This is a genomic window from Rhizobacter sp., assembly GCF_035702065.1.
In the GTDB taxonomy this organism is placed as follows: Bacteria; Pseudomonadota; Gammaproteobacteria; order Burkholderiales; family Burkholderiaceae_C; genus Rhizobacter.
In genome coordinates this window covers 1-22,336 of record NZ_DASSRA010000468.1, presented here as the reverse complement: position 1 = coordinate 22,336, position 22,336 = coordinate 1, and the positions used below count along the sequence as shown (strand labels likewise).

Here is a 22,336-nt window from a genome sequence, read left to right as displayed (position 1 = left end):
GGACCACGCGATGGAGATGATCGCCAAGCGCATCCAGACCTCGCGCGCGATGCTCGACAACCCGAGCAAGCCCATCGGCGTGTTCATGCTGGCCGGCACCTCGGGCGTGGGCAAGACCGAGACGGCCCTCGCCCTGGCCGAAGCGCTGTACGGCGGCGAGCAGAACGTCATCACCATCAACATGAGCGAGTACCAGGAGGCGCACACCGTCTCCACGCTCAAGGGCTCGCCGCCGGGCTACGTGGGCTACGGCGAAGGCGGCGTGCTGACCGAGGCCGTGCGCCGCCGGCCCTACAGCGTGGTGCTGCTCGACGAGGTGGAGAAGGCCCACCCCGACGTGCACGAACTCTTCTTCCAGGTGTTCGACAAGGGCTGGATGGAAGACGGCGAAGGCCGGCTCATCGACTTCAAGAACACCATCATCCTGCTCACCAGCAACGCCGGCAGCGAGATGATCATGAACCTGTGCAAGGACCCGGAGCTGATGCCCGCACCCGACGCCATCGCCAAGGCGTTGCGCGAGCCGCTGTTGAAGGTCTTCCCGGCGGCGCTGCTGGGGCGCATCGTCACCATCCCCTACTACCCGCTGTCCGAGGACATGCTGGGCCGCATCGTCAGCCTGCAGCTCAACCGCATCAAGAAGCGGGTGGAGGCCAATCACGGCGTGCCCTTCAGCTTCGACGACGCGGTGGTCAAGCTGGTGGTGAGCCGCTGCAACGAGGTGGAAAGCGGTGGCCGCGTGATCGACGCCCTGCTCACCAACACCGTGCTGCCGCGCATCAGCCACGAGTACCTCACGCGCCTGGCCACGGGCAAGCCGCTGGGCAAGGTCGAACTGACAGTCTCAGAAGGCGACTTCGCCTATGGGTTCGACTAAGCAAGCCCAGCGCCCACTGAGCGGCGCTGCCCGGCTGGCGCAGCAGCAGATGCTGCAGCGCGCCATCATCCTGCTGCGCGACCGCAAGCTCGACGCCGCCGAACCCGCGCTGCTGGCCGTGCTGCAGCGCTGGCCGGGCCAACCCGACGCGCTGCACTTCCTCGGTGTGCTGGAGCACACCCGCGGCCACAGCGAAGCGGCGCTCACGCTGATCCGCCAGGCCATCGACCACCTGCCCGGCCAGCCCGGGCCGCTGAACAACCTGGGCAACGTGCTGGTCGAGACACAGCGTTTCGACGAAGCCGTGGTGGCCTACCGCGAGAGCCTGGCGCTCAAGCCCGACAACATCGACGCGCTCAACAACCTCGCGACCATGCTGCGCCGGCGCGGCGAGCAGGCCGAATCCGAAGCGCTGTGCAGGCGGGCGCTGGCGATCAAGCCCGACTTCGCCCAGGCTTGGTACAACCTCTCGCTCACGCTGCTGGAGCAAGGCCGCGTCGACGATGGCCTCGCGGCGCACGGCCGGGCCATCGAGCTGTGGCCGCGCCACCTGGAAGCGCGCAACGCCGTGCCCAAGGCGCTGGTGCGCATGGGCCGCCTGGAAGACGCCGCCCGGCTGTACCGCGAGTGGCTGGCTGCCGACCCCGACAACCCGGTGATCAAGCACCACCTGGCCGCCTGCACCGGCGGCGAGGTGCCGGCGCGTGCGAGCGACGCCTACGTGGAGCGCACCTTCGACGCCTTCGCCGCCACCTTCGACGCCAACCTCACCGCCCTGGGCTACCAGGCGCCGCAGCTGGTCGCCACGCTCCTGCAAGAGCTGCTGCCGCCACCGGCGCAGCAGTTCGACATCCACGACCTCGGCTGCGGCACCGGCCTGTGCGGCCCGCTGGTGCGCGACTGGGCGCGCGAGCTGAGCGGGTGCGACCTCTCCAAGGGCATGCTGGAGAAGGCCGCACGCCGCCATGTCTACGACCACCTTGTCCATGCCGAGCTGGTGACGCACATGACCGCCCACGCCGCGTGCTACGACGCGCTGATCTGTGCCGACACGCTGTGCTACTTCGGCGAGCTGGGCGAGGCCATGCGCGCGGCCGCCAGCGCGCTGCGGCCCAACGGCCTGTTCGTCTTCACCGTGGAGGCGCTGCCCGCGCACGACACCCGGCCCTACGTCCTGCAAAGCCATGGCCGCTATGCCCACCAGCAGGGCTTCGTCGAGCGCAGCCTCCAGGAGGCTGGCTTGCGCACGCTGCACAACGAGCAGAAGACGCTGCGCATGGAAGGCGGGCAGGCGGTGGCGGGCTGGCTCGTCGCGGCCACCCACCCGGGCACCAACCTGCACCCACCTGGGAGGCCAGCATGATCGTCTACGTGTCGTCGGCAGAGATGGAAGACTGCGGCATCACCTTCCGCCGCCATGCCGGCGTGCCGGACGTCGCCCACGTCACGCTGCCGCGCATTCCGGGCAGCGACGACCTGATCCGCCTCATCACCGCTCCGCTGCCAGGGCACGGCTCGCTGTACCTGCTGATCATCAACTGCCATGGCGTCAACCAGCCGGACATCGGCAACGTCGGGCTCAAGCTGGGCTCCGGGCCGCTGTCCGAGACCGGGCTGCTGACGCGCAGCAGCCTGCCGATCTTCTCCGCCCTCGCGCCGTTCTTCAGTGAGCGCAACCAGGGCATCGAGGTCCACGGCTGCCAGATCGCACGCGGGCTGGAAGGCCGCCTCTACTGCCAGGCGCTGGCCAATGCCAGCCAGGCCAAGGTCTATGCGGGGCTCGACCCCCAGGTCGGCGCCGTGCTGCTGCACCCAGACGAGCCCAGAACCGGCAGCACCGCGCCCGCACTCGTCGACGACGACAGTTCGGGGTTCTGGTTGACGCGCGCGTTGGGCGGCTGGGGCCCCGACAGCTGGGGCTACTTCGAGGGGCCGGTGCTGTGCTTCGAGCCCGGCGCCCTCTCGCCGCACGACGCGTCGGCCGACCTGGCCGCCCGCAGCGCCTGGCGAAGCGGCACGCCCATCTTGCCCACGCCGCACGACGTCGACGTCTACGAGCTGGAGGTACCGCTCGCACCTGCGGACACGGACTGACACACGCCGGGTGCAATCATGACTTTGGTCTCTTTACGGTTCGAGCCAGCGAGCCAAACTGGGCCCCACGGTCGCGCGCGTCGCCTGCTGCCGTAGACCGAGAGTGCAGAACATGCCGTCTCCCATCTCCCTGACCTCACCGCTGCCTGCCGAAGACCTGCTGTTCGAGTCGATGAGCGTCACGTCGGGTCTGAGCGTGCTCGGCGAGATGCAGCTGAACATGCTGAGCCTGCGGCCCGACCTCAAGCCCGAAGACCTGCTGGGCAAGCCGGTGACGGTGTGCGTGGAGCTGCGCGAAGGCGGCAAACGCTACGTCAACGGCTACGTCACGCGCTTCGGCATCGGGCAGCACCGAGGCCGCCACCACGGCTACCGCGCGGTCGTGCGCCCCTGGCTGTGGTTCCTGTCCCGCACCAACGATTGCCGCATCTTCCAGGACATGACGGTCCCCGACATCGTCAAGAAGGTCTTCGAAGACCACAGCATCGCCAACTTCGAGTTCAAGCTCTTCCGCAGCTACCGCAAATGGACGTACTGCGTGCAGTACCGCGAAAGCGACTACAACTTCGTCGCGCGGCTGCTGGAGCACGAAGGCATCTACTGGCACTTCGTGCATTCCGACGGCAAGCACAAGCTGCTGCTGGTCGATTCGCAGAGTGCCCACGAAGCCGTCGAACACCATGAGACCTTGCCGTACTACGAGTCGGCCGGCACGGCCCCGCCCGACATCGAGTTCGTCTCACGCTGGGCCTTTGCGCGCGAAGTCCGCACAGGCAAATCGGTGCTCGCGAGCTACGACTTCGAGCGCCCCGCCGTCGCCCTCGATGTCGAGAAGAGCAAGTCGCGCAGCTACGACCTCTCCGACTACGAGATCTTCGACTACCAGGGCGACTACATCCAGAGCGCCGATGGCCAGCAACTCGCCGAAGACCGCATGGACGAGCTGCAGACGCGCTTCCAGTCGCTGCACGGCTCGTCCAACGGCCACGGCCTCGAGGTGGGCCGCCTGCTCAAGCTCAGCCACCACCCGCGCGACGACCAGAACGCCGAGTACCTGATCACCACGCTGAACCTCACCGCGCACGTGGCCGGGCATGACTCCGGTGCCGAGAGCGGCGGCGACTTCCATTGCGACTTCGGGTGCATTCCCTCGGCGCAGCAGTTCCGCCCGCAGCGGCGCACGCCCAAGCCCTTCATGCAGGGGCCTCAGTCGGCCGTGGTCGTGGGGCCGTCCGGTGAAGAGATCTTCACCGACAAGTACGGCCGCGTGAAGGTGCAGTTCCACTGGGACCGCGAGGCCAAGACGAAAGACCTGAAGGAGAAGAGCTCGTGCTGGGTGCGCGTCTCGCACCCCTGGGCCGGCAAGAACTTCGGCGCCATCCACATCCCGCGCATCGGCCAGGAGGTGATCGTCGACTTCCTCGAAGGCGACCCCGACCAGCCCATCATCACCGGCCGCGTCTACAACGCCGACCAGATGCCGCCGTGGGAGTTGCCGGCCAACGCCACGCAGAGCGGCATCCTCACGCGGTCGTCGAAAGGCGGCTCGTACGACAACGCCAACGCCATCCGCTTCGAGGACAAGAAGGGGTCGGAGCAGCTGTGGATCCATGCGGAGAAGAACCAGGACATCGAGGTCGAGAACGATGAGACGCACTGGGTGGGGCACGACCGCACCAAGACCGTCGACCACGACGAGACGGTGCACGTGAAGCACGACCGTACCGAAACGGTCGACAACAACGAGACGATCACCATCGGCGTGAACCGCACCGAGAAGGTGGGCAGCAACGAAGTGATCTCCATCGGCTCGAACCGCACCGAGGACGTGGGCAGCAACGAGACGATCACGATCGGCTCCAACCGCACGGAGTCGGTTGGCGCGAACGAGAGCATCACCATCGGCTCCAACCGCACGGTGAGCATCGGCGCGAGCAAGACCGAGACGGTGGCGCTGCAGCGCACGCGGGCAGTGGGGGTCAACGAGAGCGTGGCGATCGGGGCGGCGCAGGAGATCGCGGTCGGCGCCGCGCAGGTCGTTGCCGTCGGCGCCGCGCAGACCATCACCGTGGGTGCGAACCAGTCCACCACGGTGGGCGTGAACCAGAGCAACAGCATCGGGGCCAAGCAAGACACCCAGGTGGGCGCGGACCGCAGCGTCACCGTGGGTGGCCAGCAGGCCACCTCCGTGGCCAAGGCGCGCACCACGTCTGTGGGCGAAGACGATTCGTTGAGTGTCGGCAAGAACCTCAAGATCACCGCAGCCGACTCCATCACGCTCACCACGGGGAGCGCCAGCATCACGATGAAGAAAGACGGCACGATCACGATCAAGGGCAAGGACATCACCATCGACGGCTCCGGCAAGATCAACGTGAAGGCCGGCAGCGACATCGTGATGAAGGGCTCGAAGATCCTTCAAAACTGACGAGGCATCCATGCAGCGCGAATTCCACTCCGAGGCCCAGCTGATGCTGGCCGATGCCGATGCAGGCCAGCCCGACATGCTGTCGCCCCTCCTCGCCGGCAGACCCGCCGCACTGAGCCCCCGCGCACTGCCGGAGGTCATGGTGGGCGAACTGATCGCCGTGACCGACGAAGGCTGCACACCCTTGGTGATCTATCCGGGCCAGCCTGGTACTGCCGCCCTGCAGGCCCGGTCGGTGCTAGATCTGAACGGCGAGCACATCGGACGCGCGGTGGTTCTTTCCTTCGAGAGCGGCGACCCCTCGAAGCCCATCGTCATGGGGGTTCTGCGCCAGTCCGGCGACAGGCCGCTCAATGCGCCAGGACAGGTCCAGATCGATGCTGACGGCAGCCGCCTTGTCGTCAGCGCTAGGGGGCAGATGGTTCTTCAATGCGGCAAGGCGAGCATTACCCTGACGAAGGCCGGCAAGGTGTTGATCGACGGCACCTACGTCTCCAGCCGATCCAGCGGCGTCAATCGTCTGAAGGGCGGCTCGGTGCAACTCAACTGAGCGGGCCATGGAACTGATCAATGCCACCCGCATGACCGCGGGGTACAGCGTGGCCGTGGAACCGAGTGGACGCGAGCTGCTGGTGGTGGTGATCAAAGGCACCTTCGCACTACCTCGGCCGGGCGAGCCGGTGCGCTTGCACGACGAGCAGCTGCCACTCGTCATGGCCGACTGCTTCACCGGCGAGCCGGGCGCGAGCGCTCCTTTGAGCGAGGTCGACTTCGCCCCCCGCAAGCAGGCCTGCGACGTGCTGTTGATGGGCAGTGCGCATGCGCCCCAAGGGCGGCTGGTGACGCGGCAGCGCGTTGAACTGCGCGTGGGCACCATGCACAAGAGTTTCGACGTGGTCGGCAACCGGGTCTGGCAGGCCGGCGTGACCGGCATCACCGCATCCGAGCCGGAGCACTTCGCGAGAATGCCGGTGTCGTACGACCTGGCCTTCGGTGGACTCGACCAGCACGGCGACGATGCGCGCGAGCACGATGCCTACGTGGACAACCCGGTCGGGCGGGGTTGGCACCGGCAACTGAAGAATGCCTGGGTGGACGGCACACCATTGCCCAACACCGAAGAAGCCGGCCAGCCGGTGAAGTTCCCGAGCGACCGCTACCGCCCGATGGCGTTGGGCCCGCTGGGCCGTGGCTGGCCATCGCGCGCCCGCTACGCCGGAACCTACGACGAGCGCTGGATGGCCGAGGCCTTCCCGTTCCTGCCCGCCGATTTCGACGAGCGCTACTACCAGGCCGCGCCCATCGACCAGCAGCTGCCGTTGCCGCGCGAGCCGCTGCCGGTCGTGCTGAACGGCTTCACGCCCGACGGCCCGCGCGAGTTCACCTTGCCGCACTTTGAGGCACCGGTCCACGTGTTTCCCAGGCGCGGCGCGCGAGAGGAGCACAAGGCCACGCTGGACACCATCGCCTTCGAGCCCGACTCCGAGCGCTTCACGATGAGCTGGCGGCTGTGTCGCCCGCTGGCGAAGAGCATCCACGAGATCGGCCAGGTGATGGTCGGCAAGAAGGGCCGGGAGTGGTGGCAACAGCGCGACACGTCATTCCCGATCCCGGTGGTGATGATCCCGGTCGGCAAGCCATCGGCCCAGAAGGCGCCCGACGGCGCCCAGCCAGCATGAGTGCCGCCGCGCTGGCCATCCAGGCGACCGGGCTCGTCACGCCGGTCGGCCCCACCGCACCGCTCAGCTGTGCGGCCTTTCGCGCCAAGCTGACCAATCCGACGCCCACCCGCTTTCTCGACAGCGATGGCCTGCCGATCATGGCCCACCAGGTCGAACTCGACATGCCCTGGCGCGGCATTCCCAAGCTCGCCAGGATGGCGGCCATGTCGATCGAAGAAGCGCTGCAAGCGGTGCCGAGGGAGGAATGGGGCCAGCTGCCGCTGTTGCTGTGCGTCGCGGAACGCGAACGCGTCGGTCGCATCGCCGGGCTGGACGATGCCCTCTACGCAGAGATCGAGCAACTGCTCGGCGTGCGCTTCGCCACCGGCTCCATGGTGGTGCCCCATGGCCGCGTGGGCGTGGCCGTGGCGCTGTCTCAGGCCCGCGTGCTGCTCGGCGGGCCGAAGCCACCGCCTCGCGTGCTGGTCGCCTCAGCCGACAGCCTGCTGGTGTGGCCGACACTCGACCATTTCGACCTGGCCGGCCGCCTGCTCGCTGCCCACAACTCCAACGGCTTCATCCCCGGCGAAGCGGCCGGCGCACTGCTCGTGGCCCGGCCCACGCCCGGCGCCAGCGAGTTGCTGTGCTCCGGCATCGGCTTCGCGCGCGAGCCGGCACACATCGACAGCGAGGCTCCGCTGCGGGCCGACGGCTTGTCCGAGGCCATCCGCGCGAGCCTGGGCGACGCGCACTGCGAGATGCACGACATGGACTTCCGCATCACCGACCTCTCCGGCGAACAGTACTACTTCAAGGAGGCCACGCTGGCGCTGTCACGCACGCTTCGCCGGTTGAAGGACGAGTTCGACATCTGGCACCCGGCCGAATGCACCGGTGAGGCCGGCGCAAGCGCGGGCACGACCGTCATCTCGCTGGCGCGCGAAGCCTGCCGCAAGGGCTATGCGCGCGGCCACCGCATCCTGGCGCACTGGTCCAACGACGGGGGCCAACGCGCCGCCGTCACGCTGCACTACCAGGGGGGCACATGAGCAACCAGGTCTACGCCAACAACATGGAGGTGTCGTGCAAGCAGGCGGCGGGCAAGTCCATCTGCGCCTTCCCCGACGTCTGCATGACGCCGCCCCAGACGCCCGCAACGCCGCCCGGCGTGCCGATCCCCTACCCCAACACCGGCCTGGCCTCGGACACGACCGACGGTTCGACCAGCGTCAAGATCTCGGGGCAGGAGGTGATGCTCAAGAACAAGAGCTACTTCAAGAAGAGCAGCGGCGACGAGGCCGGCTCAGCGCCCATGAAAGGCGTGGTCACGCACAAGATCACCGGCAAGGTCTACTTCACGATGTGGTCGATGGACGTGAAGGCCGAGGGCGAGAACGTCGTGCGCCATCTGGACATGACCACGCACAACCACGGCTCCACGCCACCCAACGCATTGCCCACCGTTTACCAGGATCTGCTGGCGGCGCTGCCGTCGGACTGCGCGACCGAGAAGACCGAGTTCGAATCGAAGTGCGCCTCGGCCACCGTCGAAGGGGACACCGTCAAGAACTGCAGCGACGACTGCAAGAAGGCGCAGAAATGCATCCTGGTCCCGAAGCGCCTCGACAAGCGCTTCTGCTGCGGCGAAGACACCGACACCGAAGAACGCACCGGCGACCACCTGGTCGAGGTCTCCTCGTTCACCGAGCCGGGAGGCCGAGGCGGCCTCTCGGGCATGGGCGTGACCCGGGCCGTGATTGCCGCCACGGGCGCCCAGATCGTGAGCCCGCTGTCGCAGGCGATCCCGCTGGAGAGCACCTTCGAGACCTACGACCAGCACGAAGCGCCCACCGTCTGCGTCGGCCGAGACCACCGAGACCCCACCCACCACAAGCTGCAAAGCCTGCGCGACAAGGCCAAGCGCCGACGCCGCAATGGCGTGCGTGGCCAGGCGCTGACCAGCTGGGGGCCGGACCCGAACAAGCACCACTCGTACGCGACGCTCGGTGAGAGCATCCAAGACGGAGCCTGGGCCCACAAGCAGACCTTCCCTCACTGCAAACAGGCCTGCACCGAAGCCCAGCTGGAGGCGTACCACGTGACCCAATGCGATATTCCCGCCGACACACCGGTGCGGACCGCGACGGTGCTGAGCTGAAGCCTCCTTCCCCATAACCGACGCACCGAAAGAGACCGAGCCTGTGAGCACCATCGCACTGTCGAAGTTCTGCGACTTGTTTCCGCCCATCGACGCCGCCGTACTCAGCGAGACGCATTGCCTCCTGCTGCTGAGCCAGCCGGCCGATCCGGCCCTGGATGAGCGCCACAGCGCGCTCGTGCTGGTCGACCGCAGTGCCTCGAGCGCTCGCGTGCTCGCCGAGTTTCCGGGTGCCTCCGAGATGCTGCTGTGGACCACCCCGACACCCGATGGGCTGGCCGCGCTGGTCACCTCGCCCGGTGGCACCCTGTGGATGCTGGCCGCCGACGGTGGCGTCAAGCAGATCGACGACGCCTTCGGCGACGATGGCCCGCAGCAGTACGGCTATCTCAATTGCAGCGTGCAGCAAGGCAGTTTCTGCTGCGTGGGTGGCATGAGCAACCAGCTCTACCGCACGCCGCTCGGACAGGCGCGCTTCGAGCGGCTCGACGAAGCCGTCCTTGACCGCGAGATGGACGACACCGATGCCGCGATCTACGGCCTGGCGAACATGGGCGACGGCTGGCTGGTGGCCGTGGGCGGCGGCGGCATGATCCTCGCGTTGCAAGGCCGAGAGGTTCGCCGTCTGGACAGCGGCACCAACCTGATGATCAACGCCGTCTGCCCGCTCGACGCCGAGCGCTTCGTGGCCTGCGGCGTGGGCGGCCTGGTGCTGGAAGGCTCCACCCAGGGCTGGTGCCGTGCCGCAGAAGTGCCCGGCTTCGATGGCTACCTGTCCAGCGTGCGCGTGCTGGGCGAGCACATCCTGTGGATCGGCAACCGCACACTGTTCAGATCGCGCATGGGCGAGGCCTGGAACGAACTTGCGCGGGTACCGGATGCACCGGGACTCAGCCTCTTCGCCCGCGGTGGCCCGGCGCTGTGGACCGTCAGCCCCAAGCACATCGGCTACAGCCTCGATGCACAACACTGGCAGTGGCTGCCCACCGAGCAGATCATGGTCGACGTGGGGCCGCAGTGAGCGGCAGCGCGAACGGCACGCTGCGCCGCCCACCGGTGGGCGCCATCGTTGCACAACACCTGGAAGACGCCGCTGCGCTTCGGGGCGTTCGGTCGGTGCTGGTGCGTGCGCCGCATGTCAGGCTGCACCAGCTGGGCCGCACCGACGAGCGACTCGCGGCCCACCTCGACGGGTTGGCCGAAAGCGGCGATGCGGCCGGCACCATGGCCACCGCGGCGCTGGCCGACCCGGATCGCAACACGCTCTTTGTCGCCGCGGTGCTCGCCATCACGAGACAAGACGCCCAAGCCCTGGACAAGCTGCTGTCGATCGCAGAAGCGTTGCCTGCCCTGCGCTCCGGCCTCGTCTCTGCCTTCGGCTGGGTGCCCGCCGCATCGCTGCGCGGCATCACCAAACCACTGCTCGACTCGGCCCAGGCGTTTCGCCGCGGCATCGGGCTTGCGAGTTGCGCGCCCCATCTCGTCAGCCCGGGCTCCGCGCTGGACGAGGCCCTGGCTGACCCCGCCGTGCAATGGCAAGCCGTTCGGCTGGCGGCGCGTCTCGGAGATCCAACACGCCTGGGTGTGTGCTTGGACCTCCTGAAGTCACCCGATCCGCTCGTGCAGGCCGAGGCGGCCCGTGCCGCGCTGCTGCTGGGCAACCGCGATCAGGCAGTGGAGGCGCTTGCCGGCCTGGCGCGCAAGCCAGGGTCGTTGCGGCACGGTGCGCAGAGCCTGGTGGCCAAAGTCCTGCATCCGGCAGATGCACGTGCCCTGTTGCGTCCGCTCGCACAAACACCCGCCGACGCACGCCTGTTGATCCACGGCGCGGCTGTCGCGGGTGACCCGCACTACGTGCCCTGGCTCATCAAGCAGATGGCCGACCGCAAGCTCACCCGTCTGGCCGGCGAGGCCTTCAGCATGATCACCGGCCTGGACCTGGCCTACCTCGACATGGACACCAAACCTCCCATAGACGGAGACACCGCCGGGCCCAGCGACGATCCGGCCGACGACAACGTCGCGCTCGACGACGATGAAAGCCTCCCCTGGCCCGACGCCGCCAAGATCGCCGCCTGGTGGCAACAGAACGGGGCACGGTTTCAGCAGGGGTCTCGCTACTTCATCGGAGCGCCACCCACGCCGCAGCATTGCCTGTCGGTGCTCAATGGCGGGTTCCAGCGCCAACGCATCGCCGCCGCTGAGTACCTCTGCCTTCTTCAGCCCGGCACGCCTCTGTTCAACGTCGCTGCGCCGGCCTCCCGGCAGCAACGCCTTCTGAGCCAGATGGGCGCGTGACACCGCGGCGACACCAACCATGAGCAGCTCACTCGTGTTCGCCCTCCTCGGCCCCTTGTTCCTTCTGCTCGCGTTGTGGCGCTTCATCAAGACAGGCGAGCTCGTGCCTCAAGCCAAAGCCTGGCTCATCGTCGGCCTCGTCTTCTCCGCGGTGGCGGCCTGGCTGTGGCTTCACCAGCCCGGCGCGGTCTGAGCGGGTAGGCTTCAGGCATGGACATGCTCATCAAGCTCTATGCCTTGCCGACCGAGGCTCCCCGGCCGTTGCCCGAAGGCATCGACATCCGCAAGCCCATCGGGCCCGAGCACGACCTGCTGGTCGGCTGGGTCGCCGAGCATTTCGGCACGGGCTGGGCCAGTGAAGCGCGCGTGGCCCTGACCAATCGGCCGTTCAGCCTCTTCGTCGCCACTCGATCGGGAAGCCCCATTGGCTTCGCCTGCTACGACGCCACCGCCCGCGGCATGTTCGGCCCGATCGGCGTGCTGCCCGATGCCCGCCGCACTGGCATCGGCGAAGCCCTGCTGCGGGCCTGCCTGAACGACATGCGAAGCCTCGGCTACGCCTATGCGGTGGCGGGATATGTGGGTCCGAAGGACTTCTTCCGCCGCGTCGCCGGCGCCACGGAGATCGAACGCTCCGAGCCGGGCATCTACGCCGGGATGCTGCGCGGCAGCTAGGCGCGCACCCCGAAACGCGCCGCCGACCGCGCCTTCGCCTTGGCGGCCTCGACCTCGCGATCCCGCGGCTCGGCGGTCGTCACCAAGGATCGGATCAGAATGCGAGCCGCCGCCGCCACGTCTTCCACCGCCCGATCGAAAGCCGCCTCGTTGGCCTTCGACGGCACATTGAACCCGCTCAGCTTGCGCACGAACTGCAGCGACGCATCGCGTATCTCCAGCTCAGTAGCCGGCGGCTCGAAGTTGAAAAGTGTCTTGATGTTTCTGCACATGAGTTAGGCCTTTCCACCTAGATCATCATGACTTTCGTTGATTGCCAATGGTGCCCCCGAGCCCGATAACTGCAAACTTGGCACGCAACGCTGTAACCGAGGCCCGCCCATGTCAACGCCCGAACCACCGCCCCGATCGCTTTTCGACACCGAGTCCACGCGTGTCGCCGGCGAAACCGGGTCGTCGCCTTCGAAGTTCGACACCCTGCCCACCGCCGAGCGCGCCGTCGGCCAAGGGGCGAATGCGCCGCGGCAGGTGGGGCGTTACCGCGTCATCAGCCGCATCGGCCGTGGGGGCATGGCCAGCGTCTACAAGGCACATGACCCGAGCATCGACCGGGCCTTGGCCATCAAGTTCCTGCACACCGAATACTGCGAACAGGAAGAGTACCGCGGGCGCTTCCTGCGCGAGGCGCGTGCCGCCGGCAACCTGTCGCACCCCAACATCGTCACCGTGCACGACGTGGGCGAGATCGACCACCGGCCCTACATGGCCATGGAGTTGATCGAGGGCGAGCCGCTCAACGACCTGATGTCGCGCGTGGGCCCCATGCCCATCGCGGATGTGATCTCGCTGGGCATCCAGCTCGGCAAGGCGCTCGATTACGCGCACAGCAAGGGCGTGGTGCACCGCGACATCAAGCCCTCCAACATCATGTGCGTGGCCGGTGCACAGCATGTGAAGGTGACGGACTTCGGCATTGCGCACGTCACCTCGTCGTCCTCGCAGGCACAAACGCGCGTGGGCGACGTGCTGGGCACGCCGCAGTACATGTCGCCCGAGCAGACCAAGGGCAACAAGGTCGACGGCCGCTCCGACCTGTTCTCCGTGGGCATCATCCTGTACCAGATGCTCGCCGGCCAGGCGCCGTTCAAGTCCGACAGCATCGTGGCGCTGGCCATGATGATCGCCAACGACGAGCCCACGCCGATCCAGAAGCTGCGCCCCGACATCCCGCAGGAGATGCGGCGCATCGTCGAGCGCTGCCTGGCCAAGTCGCCCGACCGCCGCTTCCAGACCGGCCGCGAACTGGCCGACGCCATGATCCGCCTGCAGCGCGACCTGGAAGACGAAGCGCGCGAGAAGGGCCGCTCCAAGATCATGCCGCTGCGCGTGAAGTGGGCCTTGATGATGGGCGCCATCGTGTTCGTGGTGATGGCCATCACCGGCACGGTGGTCAACAAGCAGCAGACGGCGGCGATGATGAGCCAGGTCACCGACTACGGGGCCTCGCTCAGCCGCTTCATCGCGGCGCAGAACGCCGTCTCGGCGCTGGCCGACGAATGGGTGGCGGTCGACGTCTCGGTGCAGGAGATCATGAAGACGCGCGACTTCACCGACATCACCATCATCGACCGCAGCGGCCTGGTGCGTGCCTCCAGCCAGGCCGCCTGGGTCGGCCAGCCCTACAAGCCGCGCAGCGGCGAGGTGCTGGGCAAGCGCGCCGGCGACGTGACGGTCACCCGCTACGTGGACGGCGCCGACACCGTGCTCGGCTTCGAGGCACCCATGACCTTCCAGGGCAAGGCCGTGGGCCGCGTGGCGCTGGGCATTCCCGAGAAGCCGCTCGCCTACGTGGCCCGCCTGAGCCTCACGCTGATGGTGGTGCTGGTGCTGGTGACGGTGATCGCCGTGGCGTTGGCCATGTACTTCCTGGCCAACTGGTTCGCGCGGCCCATCAAGACGCTCACGCAGTCGATGAGCGAGATCGCGCAAGGCCGGCTGGACCACCGCATCGCCGAAGAGCGCAAGGACGAATTCGGCCTCCTGTTCAAGTCGTTCGACGGCATGGCGCAGGCGCTGCAGCACCGCTACATGCCGGCGGCGCGCCCTCCCACTCCGCAGGAGACCCCTGGCCCGCGCCCGCCGGCCGTCGCCCCCAAAGCTGCTGCGCCCGCACCCGGTCCTGCCGGCGACACCCACAAGATGCCCCGCTGACGTCGTGCGTCCTTCCCTCCTCCTCTTGACGAGCGTGGTGGCGCTGCTGTGCGGCTGCGGCAGCACGCCTCCCAGCCCCGCGTCAGCGCCTGCGCCGCTGCCCGCCACGTCGAACGAAGGCGTGATCGCGCGCAACGACCGCTGGCTGATCTACATGCCTCAGTCGCAAGACTCCCATGCCTCGATCGCCGCGCGCTTTCTTGGCAGCGGCCAGCGCGACTGGGAGATCGCCGAAGCCAACAACGGCACCAAGCTGCGCACTGGCTACCCGGTGGTCGTGCCGCTCAAGCCCGCCAACCCCACCGGCGTCAAGCGAGACCGCTACCAGACCATCCCCATCCTCTGCTACCACCGCGTGGGCAACTCCACCAGCAAGATGACGGTGTCGAGTGCCGCTTTTGCCGAGCAGCTCGAATGGCTGCAGAAGAACGATTACCGCGTGCTGCGCCTGCAAGACGTGGCCGCCTTCATCGACGGCAAGCAGGCCCTGCCGGCCCGCTCGGTGGTGCTGACCTTCGACGATGGCTACGAGTCGTACTACCGCTACGCCTACCCGCTGCTCAAGAAGTACGGCATGCCGGCCACGGTGTTCCTGTACAGCGACTTCGTCGGCGCCGCCGACGCCCTCACCTGGGCGCAGATGCAGGAGATGACGGCCTCAGGCCTGATCGACATCCAGGCCCACTCCAAGACGCACGCCAACCTCATCAACCGCTTGCGCGACGAAGCCGACGCCGCCTACCGCCAGCGCATCGACCTGGAGGTCCGCGCCCCGCGCGAGCTGATCGAGCGACGCCTGAAGCTGCCGGTGAAAGACTTCGCCTACCCCTATGGCGACGCCAACGAGATCGTGCTCGATGCCCTCTCGCGCAACGGCTACCGGCTGGGCGTGACGGTCAACCCCGGGGGCACGCCCTTCTTCGGGCAGCCCTTCATGCTGCGGCGAACCATGATTTACGGCAACCATGATCTGGATGCCTTCAAAGCACGCCTGCAAATAAGTCGCCCGGTCACGCTGCCATGACGCCACCTTCACAACGCCTCGCGGTGATGCTGCTGTGCGCCTTGCTGGCTGCCTGCGAAACGACGCCCACGAGCAGCCTGCCCCTGCCCTCGCTGCTGGCCCCCGAACCGGAAGGCCTCCGGGCCTTCGAGAAACAGCAGCGCGACCAGGCCCTCGCCTTCGAACAGCAGGGCGCGCTGCTCGAAGCCACCCAGGCCTGGGAGGTGCTCGCCCTGCTGCGGCCGGGCCAGTACGACGAGCGCCTGGCTGCTGCACAGCAGCGCCTCGACGCCAAGGCCAAGGAGCACCTGGTGCGGGCACGGCAGGAGCAGTCACGCGGGGAGACCGCCGCTGCCGAGCAGTACTACCTCGGCGTGATGGCCCTGCAACCGCAGAACAAGGAAGCGGCCGATGCCCTGCGCGCCATCGAACGCGCCCGCATTCGCCAGGAACACCTGCTCAAGCCCGGGCGCGTGCAACCCACGGCCGACACCACCGCCAAGCGCCCTGCCGCCCCACCGGCCGTGAGCAACCCACTGCTGATGGAGCAGGCCTCCAATCTGGCGCGGCAAGGGGATTTCAACGAAGCCATCGACCTGATGGCTGGCCAGCTCAAGGCCGTGCCGAACGACCTGGCTGCGCGCGACCTGCTGGCCGATCTGCTCTACAAGAAAGCGCAGTCGGTGCAGGGCAAGGACAAGGAAGCGGCGCTGGCCGCCCTCAGGCGTTGCCTGCAGGTGCAGCCCAAGCACGCGGGCTGCCGGGCGATGCTGGGCTTGGCGGCACCGGCGGCCGCGGCCTCGGCGCCCACGCGCCTGGGCACGTTCAGCCCGGCAAAGCCTTGATCTTGTCCTTGAGGCGCAGCGCCTTCTGCTTTTCCAGACGCGCGGTCTCGTTGTTCGGGTCGATCTCCAGCACCCGGTCCCAGGAGCGGATGGCGCCGTCGAGGTCTTGGCGCGCCATCGCCGCGTGGGCGTTGCGCGAGTGGATGTCGATCAGCCGCTTGGCCGTGGCATCAGCCTGCGCGCCAGCCGTCGGGTGGCCCAGGCTCGCGGCACGCTTGTAGTCGGCCAGCGCCTTCTCGTACATGCCGGCCTTGTTGGCGGCCTCGCCGCTGCGGTAGGCCACCTCGGCCGGGCTGGCTTCGGGTGGAGGCGGTGGCACCACCACAGGGGCCGGGGCGGGCGCGGGGGTCGGGGCAGGTTCGGTAGCCGCGCGCCGGTCGGCGCGCGGCGGAGCCGGCTCGCGCGGCGTCTGGGCGCTGGCGGCCGGCGCCTTGCCCGGGATGCGGATGGTCTGCCCGGCCGCCACCTGGCGCGGCACCTTGATGTTGTTGTAGCGGGCGAGGATGTGGAAGGCGTAGATGTCGCCAAGGTAGGTGCCGGCGATGCGCGACAAGGTGTCGCCGCCGCGCACCACGTAGGGGAAGGACTCCCGGCCCAAGGCGGTCACCGGGTCTTCGGTCATCTGGCGCATCAGGTTCTGGGCCAGCTTGTTGTTGGGGTCGAGAGCCAGGGCAGCCTGCAGTTCATTGCGGGCCTGCTCCTCGTTGCCGACTTCCAGCAGCTCGATCACGCCCTGCGCGGCCTTCTGGGCCTGCGCCTGCTGCGCTGCGGTGGGAGGAACCGGCGGCGCCGGGGCCGGGGCCGGCTGGCTGGGGGCGGGGCCCGTGCTGGAGCCCGGTTCACCCGGAGCGCTCCCCGGCGCGTTCGTGCTGCCGCAGCCCGACAGGGCTGCAAGGAAAGCGGCGGTCAGCACAAGTGAAGCGAAAGACGTCACGCCATGGCGGATGGATGCGGTCATGCTTTTGTTACGAGGATGCTGATACACGCGCGATTGTGCCTGCTTCAACCTGCCCAAACTGCGAAGGGGCGGCGTTAGCATGGCCTCGCCATCTGACTTAGGGGCCTCATGAGAACTGCCATGGTCGTCGTGATGGGCCTTGCCGGCCTGTCAGCCCAAGCCGCCACCGAACCCGACATCGCCCCCTGCCTGCGCCAGCTGCGCGCCATGGCGCCTTCGCAGGCAGGCATCCTGCCGCAGGTCTTCGACCAGTTCGTCACCAACATTCAGTACGACGCCCGGCTGGCCGAACCGGGCATCCCGCAGCCCGAGTTCTTCAACCCGACCTGGGAGTACGTTGCCTACCTCGTCGACGACCAGCGCATCGCCGAAGGGCGCGATGTCATGGCGCGCTGGTGGCCGCAGCTGCAGTACATCCAGGCCCAGACCGGCGTGGCCCCGGAGACGGTGGTCGCCTTCTTCGGCGTGGAGACCGACTACGGCCGCTACCACGGCACGTACCGCGTGCTGCAGGCCCTGGCCAACCGCGCCTGCGGGCCGATCTCGGCCACCACCGCGGCCAAGGCGAACGCGCGGCGCCAGTTCTACGCCGCCATCGAGGTGCTGCGCCTGGGCGACGTGGCGCCGGAAGACTTTCTCGGCTCCTTCGCCGGCGCTTTCGGCCACACGCAGTTCATTCCCTCCACCTACCTGGAGCACCGTGGCCAGCCCGGCAATCAGTTGGCGGACGGGGACCAGGACGGCAAGGTCGACCCCGTGCACAGCGTGCCCGACGCGCTGATGCTCACTGCCAAGAAGGTGCGCGCCGACGGCTGGCAGCCCGGCCTGCCCTGGGCGCTGGCGGTGACATTGCCCACGGGCTTCGACCGCTCGCTCGCCCTGCGCGAACGCGCTTTCGGCGGCACGCTCTACGGCCGCGTGGCCAAGCCCCTGCTCGACGCCAACCGCCGCCCGCTGTCTGAATGGCTGCGCCGCGGCGTCGTGCTCGACGCGCCACCGGCCGACCTCTCCCCCGACACGCCCTTCGTGCTGCTCAGCATGAACGACGACGCCGAAGGCCCCTACCTGCTGGCCTCGGCCAACTTCGAGGCGCACTACAAGTACAACTTCTCGCTCAACTACGCCTATGCGGTGGGCCTGCTGGCCGACTACATCAAGGGAGAGGTGCCGCCGCAGCTGCGCTGGGCCGGCGATCAGCGCGGCCTGTCTCGCGTGGAGATCCGGGAGCTGCAGTGCCTGCTCGCCGAGCGCAACGCCGACATCAAGGTCGACGGCAACCCCGGCACCAGGACCCGCCTGGCCATCAGCGCCGAAGAGACGCGCCTCGGCTGGAAGCCCACCGGCCGCACAACCGACGCACTGCTCAACCAGTTGCGCGACGCAGCATCGCCCGACAGCCCCTGTTTCAACTGAAGCCTGTGACGCAGCGCACAGCTTGCAAGCGCTTTGCGCATGACTTTCGTTGATTGCCATTCACACTCCGCCGCCGGATAAACACAACCGTGGCAAGCCATGCCTTGAGGAAGGCCAGCCGTGCCCTTGGAGCTCCCATGAATCTCGTGATTCGCGCCCACACCCTGAAGAATGAAACCCTCACGCAGGCCATCACCGGGCACTTCGACGAGCGCGGCGGCACCATCGGCCGCTCCGACACCAACACCCTGACCCTGCCCGACCCAGAGCGCCACATCTCGCGCCTGCAGGCCGAGGTGTGGTTCAGCAACAGCACCTTCTCCATCCGCAACGTGGGCAGCGCCAATGCCATCACGGTCAACGGGCGGCAGGTCAACCCGGGTGAAGGCTCGCCCCTGGGCCACGGCGACGAGATCGTCGTTGGCGGCTATGGCATGCGCGCCACCATCACCGACAACAACGAACCCGCCACCGAGGCGCCGATCGACGCCCGCACCGTGATCAAGGCCTCGGCCTCCGACATCAAGACCAACCCGCGCATGCGCGTGCCGCCGGCACCGGTGGCTGCTGCCATCCCTGCTCCAGTAACTGCACCTGCACCTGCGCCCGCGGCCGCCAGCGGCAGCAACCCGTTCGCCGACCTGCTCGGCAACGCACCGCCGCCAAGCATCAAAGATCCCTTCGCTGGCCTGCTCGGCGCGCAGCCTTCGCCGCACCACCAGACCACGGCAGCGCACATACGCATGCCCACGCCACCCGCCGTGGCCGCGCGCCTGCCCGACGACTTCGACCCCTTCGCCGACCTGCCCTCGCCACCCGCCACGCCCGCAAGCTCGGCACTGGATTCGTTCATGCGCGGCGGCCCCACGCCCGCCGCGCCGTCTGCAGCCTCCTTGCCCACCGACCTGGGCCTGGGCGAGCTGCTGGGCGCATCGTCCGCGCCCCCCAGCAGCCTCGACGACATGTTCGGCCTGAGCGCACCCGCCGCCCCGGGCAGCGACCCACTGGCATCGTTCCTCGCGGCGCCCAAGCCCGACAGCGCCGCAGCCAGCGAGAACAAGGATCCGATGGCCATGTTCGGCACCGCCGCCGCACCGGCTCCGGCTGTTCCGGCCGACTTCAACCACACCCCCGAGATGAAAGCGGCCTACGTGCCACCCGCGGTCGTGGCACCGCCAGCCGCCAAGCCGCCAGCACCCACCACGCCCGCAGCGGCCAAACCGGCCCCGCTTCCTGTACCGCCCGCCGCGCCGCGCCGCATGGCCACGCCGAGTGCGCGCGTCGACGATGTCAACTCACCCTCCACCGTGCCCGGCGTGAAGCCTGCACGCCCGGTATTCGACTCCGCGCCCGCTCCCCTCGACGCATTGCCCTCCAGCTCCGCCGCTGCCGACCCGCTGTGGGCCGCCTTCTGCGAAGGCGCGGGCGTCAACATCAAGCTGCCGCAGGGCCTCACCCCCGAGCTGATGAAGGTCATCGGCCAGGTGCTGCACCACTCCATCGACGGCACCATCAAGCTCGTGGCCGTGCGTGCCGCGGCCAAGCAGGAGCTGAAGGCCGACGTCACCACCATCCAGGCGCGCAACAACAACCCGCTCAAGTTCTCGCCCGATGCCGGCGTGGCCATCGAGCAGCTGCTGCAGCCGCCCATGCGCGGCTTCATGATGGGCCCCGCCGCCGTCAACGACGTGATGGACGACCTGCTGGGCCACGCCATCGGCACCATGGCCGGCATGCGCGCCGCGCTCGCCGGCGTGCTCGACCGCTTCGAGCCCGCGCGGCTCGAAGGCAAGCTGGCGGGCAACAGCGTGCTCGACAGCGTGCTGCCGATGAACCGGCGCTCCAAGCTCTGGGAGCTGTACCTGCAGCACTACAAGCGCATCCGAGACGATGCGCAGGACGACTTCCACGACCTCTTCGGCAAGGCCTTCATCGACGCCTACGAAGAGCAGCTGGACCGGCTCGACGCTTCCCGCCACCCGATCTGAACCCACGAGAACCCCATGCTTCAGGTCGACATCGCTGCCCGCTGCGAGGTGGGTGGGCGCAACCACAACGAAGACGATCTGCGCCACGGCCAGAGCGGCCCGTTCTGGTACGCGGTGCTGTCCGACGGCGCCGGCGGCCACAAGGGCGGCGCCATCGCCTCCGACATCGTGGTGCGCATGACGGCGCTCGGGCTGCAGTCGGCCACCGAGGCCTCGCCCGAGTACCTCACGCGGCTCGTCTGCGAGGCCAACGACACCCTGGTGCAAAGCCAGGACAAGCGCGGCCGCGACCGCATGCACGCCACGCTGGTGGCCTTGTGGATCGATGCCGAGCACGAACTGGCCCTGTGGACGCACGTGGGCGACTCGCGCCTCTACATGCTGCGCCACGGCCGCGTGGCGCACGTGACGCAAGACGACAGCGTGGTGCAGCGCATGGTCGACGCCGGCTACCTCACCCCCGAAGAAGCCCAGCACCACCCGAGCAAGAACCAGCTGCTCAGCGCCATGGGCGCCGAAGACGGCATCGAGCCCAACACGGTGCCGGCCCACATCGAGGTGGAAGACGGCGACGCCTTCCTGCTCTGCTCCGACGGCTGGTGGGACCACTTCGACAGCCGCGACATCGAGACCGCGTTCGCTGCCGCCTCCAGCCCCGAGGAGTGGCTCGACCTGATGGCCGACAACATCCGGCAAGCGGCCCTGCCGCGGCAGGACAACTACAGCGCCATCGCCGTGTGGATCGGCGACCCCTCGGAAACCACGCGCCTGTCCAGCCTCTTCGGCGAGACGGTGCCCGGCGCACTCCCCGGTACCTGATGGCTCAGATGAACCGACGAACCTGGTGCCAGGGTGTCGCAGCGTTCGGTGCGGCAGGCTGGCTGCCCGGCTGCGCCAGCCTGGGGGCTCCCTTGCAGGTCAACGTGGTCGGCATCGAGCCCCTGCCGGGTGAAGGCATGGAACTCCGCCTGGCCGTGAAGCTGCGCATCCAGAACCCGAACGACACGCCCATCGACTACGACGGCATCTCCTTGCGGCTCGACCTGCGCGACACCACCTTCGCCACCGGCGTGAGCGCCGAGCGCGGCAGCGTGCCGCGTTTCGGCGAGGCGGTGATCAGCGTGCCGGTGTCGGTGTCGGCCATGACGGCCATGCGCCAGTTCATCGGCCTGGCCACCAGCAGAGACGGCAAGCAGACCAACGACTACGCGCTGTATGGCCGCCTGTCGGGCACGGGGCTGGGCGGCGTGAGCTTCGAGTCCAAGGGCGAGATCAACCTCGCCGAGATCCTGCAGCGCAAGTGAGCCGCCTCCCCTCTTGTGCTCTACCTGACGCCGCCTGAGAGCCCCATGCGCAGCCGCTTGGCGGCCTCGTCCGCCAGGGTGTCTTCGATCTCGCGCACAACACTCGCCAGATCGACCGGCTTGTCGACGCGCTCGAAGCGTCCGGTGAGCGCCACGCCAGGTACCAGGGCGCCCCGCTCGAACAGGGCCCAGATCTCGCGGGCGTAGTCGGTAGCCAGCAGTTCGGGAGCGAACTGGCCGAAGAAGTTCTTCAGGTTGATCACGTCTCGCGCCAGCATGGCCTGCGCGTGGTTGTTGCCCGCCGCATCCACCGCCTGCGGCAAGTCGATGATGACCGGCCCGCTTTCGCCGAGCAGGATGTTGAACTCCGACAGGTCGCCGTGGACGACGCCGGCGGCCAGCATGAGCACCACCTGATCGATC

General features: G+C 68.2%; 22 protein-coding genes. 19 read left to right on the top strand and 3 right to left on the bottom strand.

Annotated elements, in window-relative coordinates; translation table 11 throughout:
• The 12 genes from VFL64_RS20855 to VFL64_RS20800 all read left to right on the top strand — a co-directional run.
• On the top strand, positions 1 to 877 hold an 877-nt coding region (locus VFL64_RS20855), incomplete at its 5' end, for an AAA family ATPase (protein WP_489542303.1).
• Positions 864 to 2,240, top strand: coding sequence for a class I SAM-dependent DNA methyltransferase (locus VFL64_RS20850; RefSeq protein ID WP_489542302.1), 1,377 nt, complete (start codon positions 864 to 866; stop codon positions 2,238 to 2,240). The genes VFL64_RS20855 and VFL64_RS20850, both read left to right, overlap by 14 nt.
• The gene (locus tag VFL64_RS20845) at positions 2,237 to 2,971 is read left to right on the top strand and encodes a hypothetical protein (protein WP_489542301.1); all 735 of its coding nucleotides are present in this window, start codon (positions 2,237 to 2,239) and stop codon (positions 2,969 to 2,971) included. Before VFL64_RS20850 ends, VFL64_RS20845 begins: the two co-directional genes overlap by 4 nt.
• Positions 2,972 to 3,083: 112 nt before the next feature.
• Positions 3,084 to 5,399, top strand: a complete 2,316-nt coding sequence (locus tag VFL64_RS20840; RefSeq protein ID WP_489542300.1) for a type VI secretion system Vgr family protein — start codon at positions 3,084 to 3,086, stop codon at positions 5,397 to 5,399.
• Positions 5,400 to 5,409: 10 nt separating this feature from the next.
• Positions 5,410 to 5,949 carry a DUF6484 domain-containing protein gene (locus VFL64_RS20835; protein ID WP_489542299.1) on the top strand — a complete coding sequence of 180 codons (540 nt, stop codon included), beginning with the start codon at positions 5,410 to 5,412 and terminating at the stop codon, positions 5,947 to 5,949.
• A gap of 7 nt (positions 5,950 to 5,956) precedes the next feature.
• The gene (locus tag VFL64_RS20830; RefSeq protein WP_489542298.1) at positions 5,957 to 7,078 is read left to right on the top strand and encodes a DUF2169 family type VI secretion system accessory protein; all 1,122 of its coding nucleotides are present in this window, start codon (positions 5,957 to 5,959) and stop codon (positions 7,076 to 7,078) included.
• A complete protein-coding gene (locus VFL64_RS20825; protein ID WP_489542297.1) occupies positions 7,075 to 8,109 on the top strand; it encodes a hypothetical protein in 1,035 nt (344 codons plus the stop codon). The genes VFL64_RS20830 and VFL64_RS20825 overlap by 4 nt, the downstream gene beginning before the upstream one ends.
• Complete coding sequence (locus VFL64_RS20820; protein ID WP_489542296.1) at positions 8,106 to 9,218, top strand: PAAR-like domain-containing protein; 1,113 nt, start codon at positions 8,106 to 8,108, stop codon at positions 9,216 to 9,218. The genes VFL64_RS20825 and VFL64_RS20820 overlap by 4 nt, the downstream gene beginning before the upstream one ends.
• Before the next feature lie 43 nt (positions 9,219 to 9,261).
• Positions 9,262 to 10,239, top strand: coding sequence for a hypothetical protein (locus VFL64_RS20815; protein WP_489542295.1), 978 nt, complete (start codon positions 9,262 to 9,264; stop codon positions 10,237 to 10,239).
• A complete protein-coding gene (locus tag VFL64_RS20810; protein ID WP_489542304.1) occupies positions 10,236 to 11,516 on the top strand; it encodes a TIGR02270 family protein in 1,281 nt (426 codons plus the stop codon). The genes VFL64_RS20815 and VFL64_RS20810 overlap by 4 nt, the downstream gene beginning before the upstream one ends.
• 19 nt (positions 11,517 to 11,535) lie before the next feature.
• Positions 11,536 to 11,709 (top strand): hypothetical protein, encoded by a 174-nt coding sequence (locus VFL64_RS20805; RefSeq protein ID WP_489542294.1) that lies wholly within the window; start codon positions 11,536 to 11,538, stop codon positions 11,707 to 11,709.
• A 17-nt stretch (positions 11,710 to 11,726) separates the two neighbouring features.
• Positions 11,727 to 12,191, top strand: a complete 465-nt coding sequence (locus VFL64_RS20800; protein WP_489542293.1) for a GNAT family N-acetyltransferase — start codon at positions 11,727 to 11,729, stop codon at positions 12,189 to 12,191.
• On the opposite strand, the gene VFL64_RS20795 is transcribed toward VFL64_RS20800, so the two are convergent.
• Positions 12,188 to 12,463, bottom strand: coding sequence for a DUF2277 domain-containing protein (locus tag VFL64_RS20795; protein WP_489542292.1), 276 nt, complete (start codon positions 12,461 to 12,463; stop codon positions 12,188 to 12,190). The two genes, VFL64_RS20800 and VFL64_RS20795, sit on opposite strands and share 4 nt — an antisense overlap.
• A gap of 109 nt (positions 12,464 to 12,572) precedes the next feature.
• On the opposite strand from VFL64_RS20795, the gene VFL64_RS20790 reads away from it, so the two are divergent.
• The 3 genes from VFL64_RS20790 to VFL64_RS20780 are packed head-to-tail and all read left to right on the top strand — an operon-like array spanning position 12,573 to position 16,250.
• The gene (locus tag VFL64_RS20790) at positions 12,573 to 14,402 is read left to right on the top strand and encodes a protein kinase domain-containing protein (protein WP_489542291.1); all 1,830 of its coding nucleotides are present in this window, start codon (positions 12,573 to 12,575) and stop codon (positions 14,400 to 14,402) included.
• Between the two features lie 4 nt (positions 14,403 to 14,406).
• Complete coding sequence (locus VFL64_RS20785; RefSeq protein ID WP_489542290.1) at positions 14,407 to 15,426, top strand: polysaccharide deacetylase family protein; 1,020 nt, start codon at positions 14,407 to 14,409, stop codon at positions 15,424 to 15,426.
• A complete protein-coding gene (locus VFL64_RS20780; protein WP_489542289.1) occupies positions 15,423 to 16,250 on the top strand; it encodes a hypothetical protein in 828 nt (275 codons plus the stop codon). Before VFL64_RS20785 ends, VFL64_RS20780 begins: the two co-directional genes overlap by 4 nt.
• On the opposite strand, the gene VFL64_RS20775 is transcribed toward VFL64_RS20780, so the two are convergent.
• On the bottom strand, positions 16,231 to 17,208 hold the full coding sequence (locus tag VFL64_RS20775; protein WP_489542288.1) for a LysM peptidoglycan-binding domain-containing protein: 978 nt from the start codon (positions 17,206 to 17,208) through the stop codon (positions 16,231 to 16,233). The two genes, VFL64_RS20780 and VFL64_RS20775, sit on opposite strands and share 20 nt — an antisense overlap.
• A gap of 120 nt (positions 17,209 to 17,328) precedes the next feature.
• On the opposite strand from VFL64_RS20775, the gene VFL64_RS20770 reads away from it, so the two are divergent.
• From VFL64_RS20770 to VFL64_RS20755, 4 genes are all read left to right on the top strand, one after another.
• Positions 17,329 to 18,621: a lytic murein transglycosylase gene (locus VFL64_RS20770; RefSeq protein ID WP_489542287.1), complete on the top strand. Its 1,293-nt coding sequence runs from the start codon at positions 17,329 to 17,331 to the stop codon at positions 18,619 to 18,621.
• A 137-nt stretch (positions 18,622 to 18,758) separates the two neighbouring features.
• Entirely contained in the window at positions 18,759 to 20,609 is a 1,851-nt protein-coding gene (tagH, locus tag VFL64_RS20765) for a type VI secretion system-associated FHA domain protein TagH (RefSeq protein WP_489542286.1), read from the top strand.
• Positions 20,610 to 20,624: 15 nt separating this feature from the next.
• A complete protein-coding gene (locus VFL64_RS20760; protein ID WP_489542285.1) occupies positions 20,625 to 21,428 on the top strand; it encodes a PP2C family protein-serine/threonine phosphatase in 804 nt (267 codons plus the stop codon).
• 8 nt (positions 21,429 to 21,436) lie between these two features.
• The gene (locus VFL64_RS20755; RefSeq protein WP_489542284.1) at positions 21,437 to 21,913 is read left to right on the top strand and encodes an LEA/WHy family protein; all 477 of its coding nucleotides are present in this window, start codon (positions 21,437 to 21,439) and stop codon (positions 21,911 to 21,913) included.
• A 20-nt stretch (positions 21,914 to 21,933) separates the two neighbouring features.
• Here the strand turns inward: VFL64_RS20755 and VFL64_RS20750 are convergent.
• Positions 21,934 to 22,336 (bottom strand): RIO1 family regulatory kinase/ATPase domain-containing protein (locus VFL64_RS20750; protein WP_489542283.1); only part of this gene is annotated, 403 nt, incomplete at its 5' end.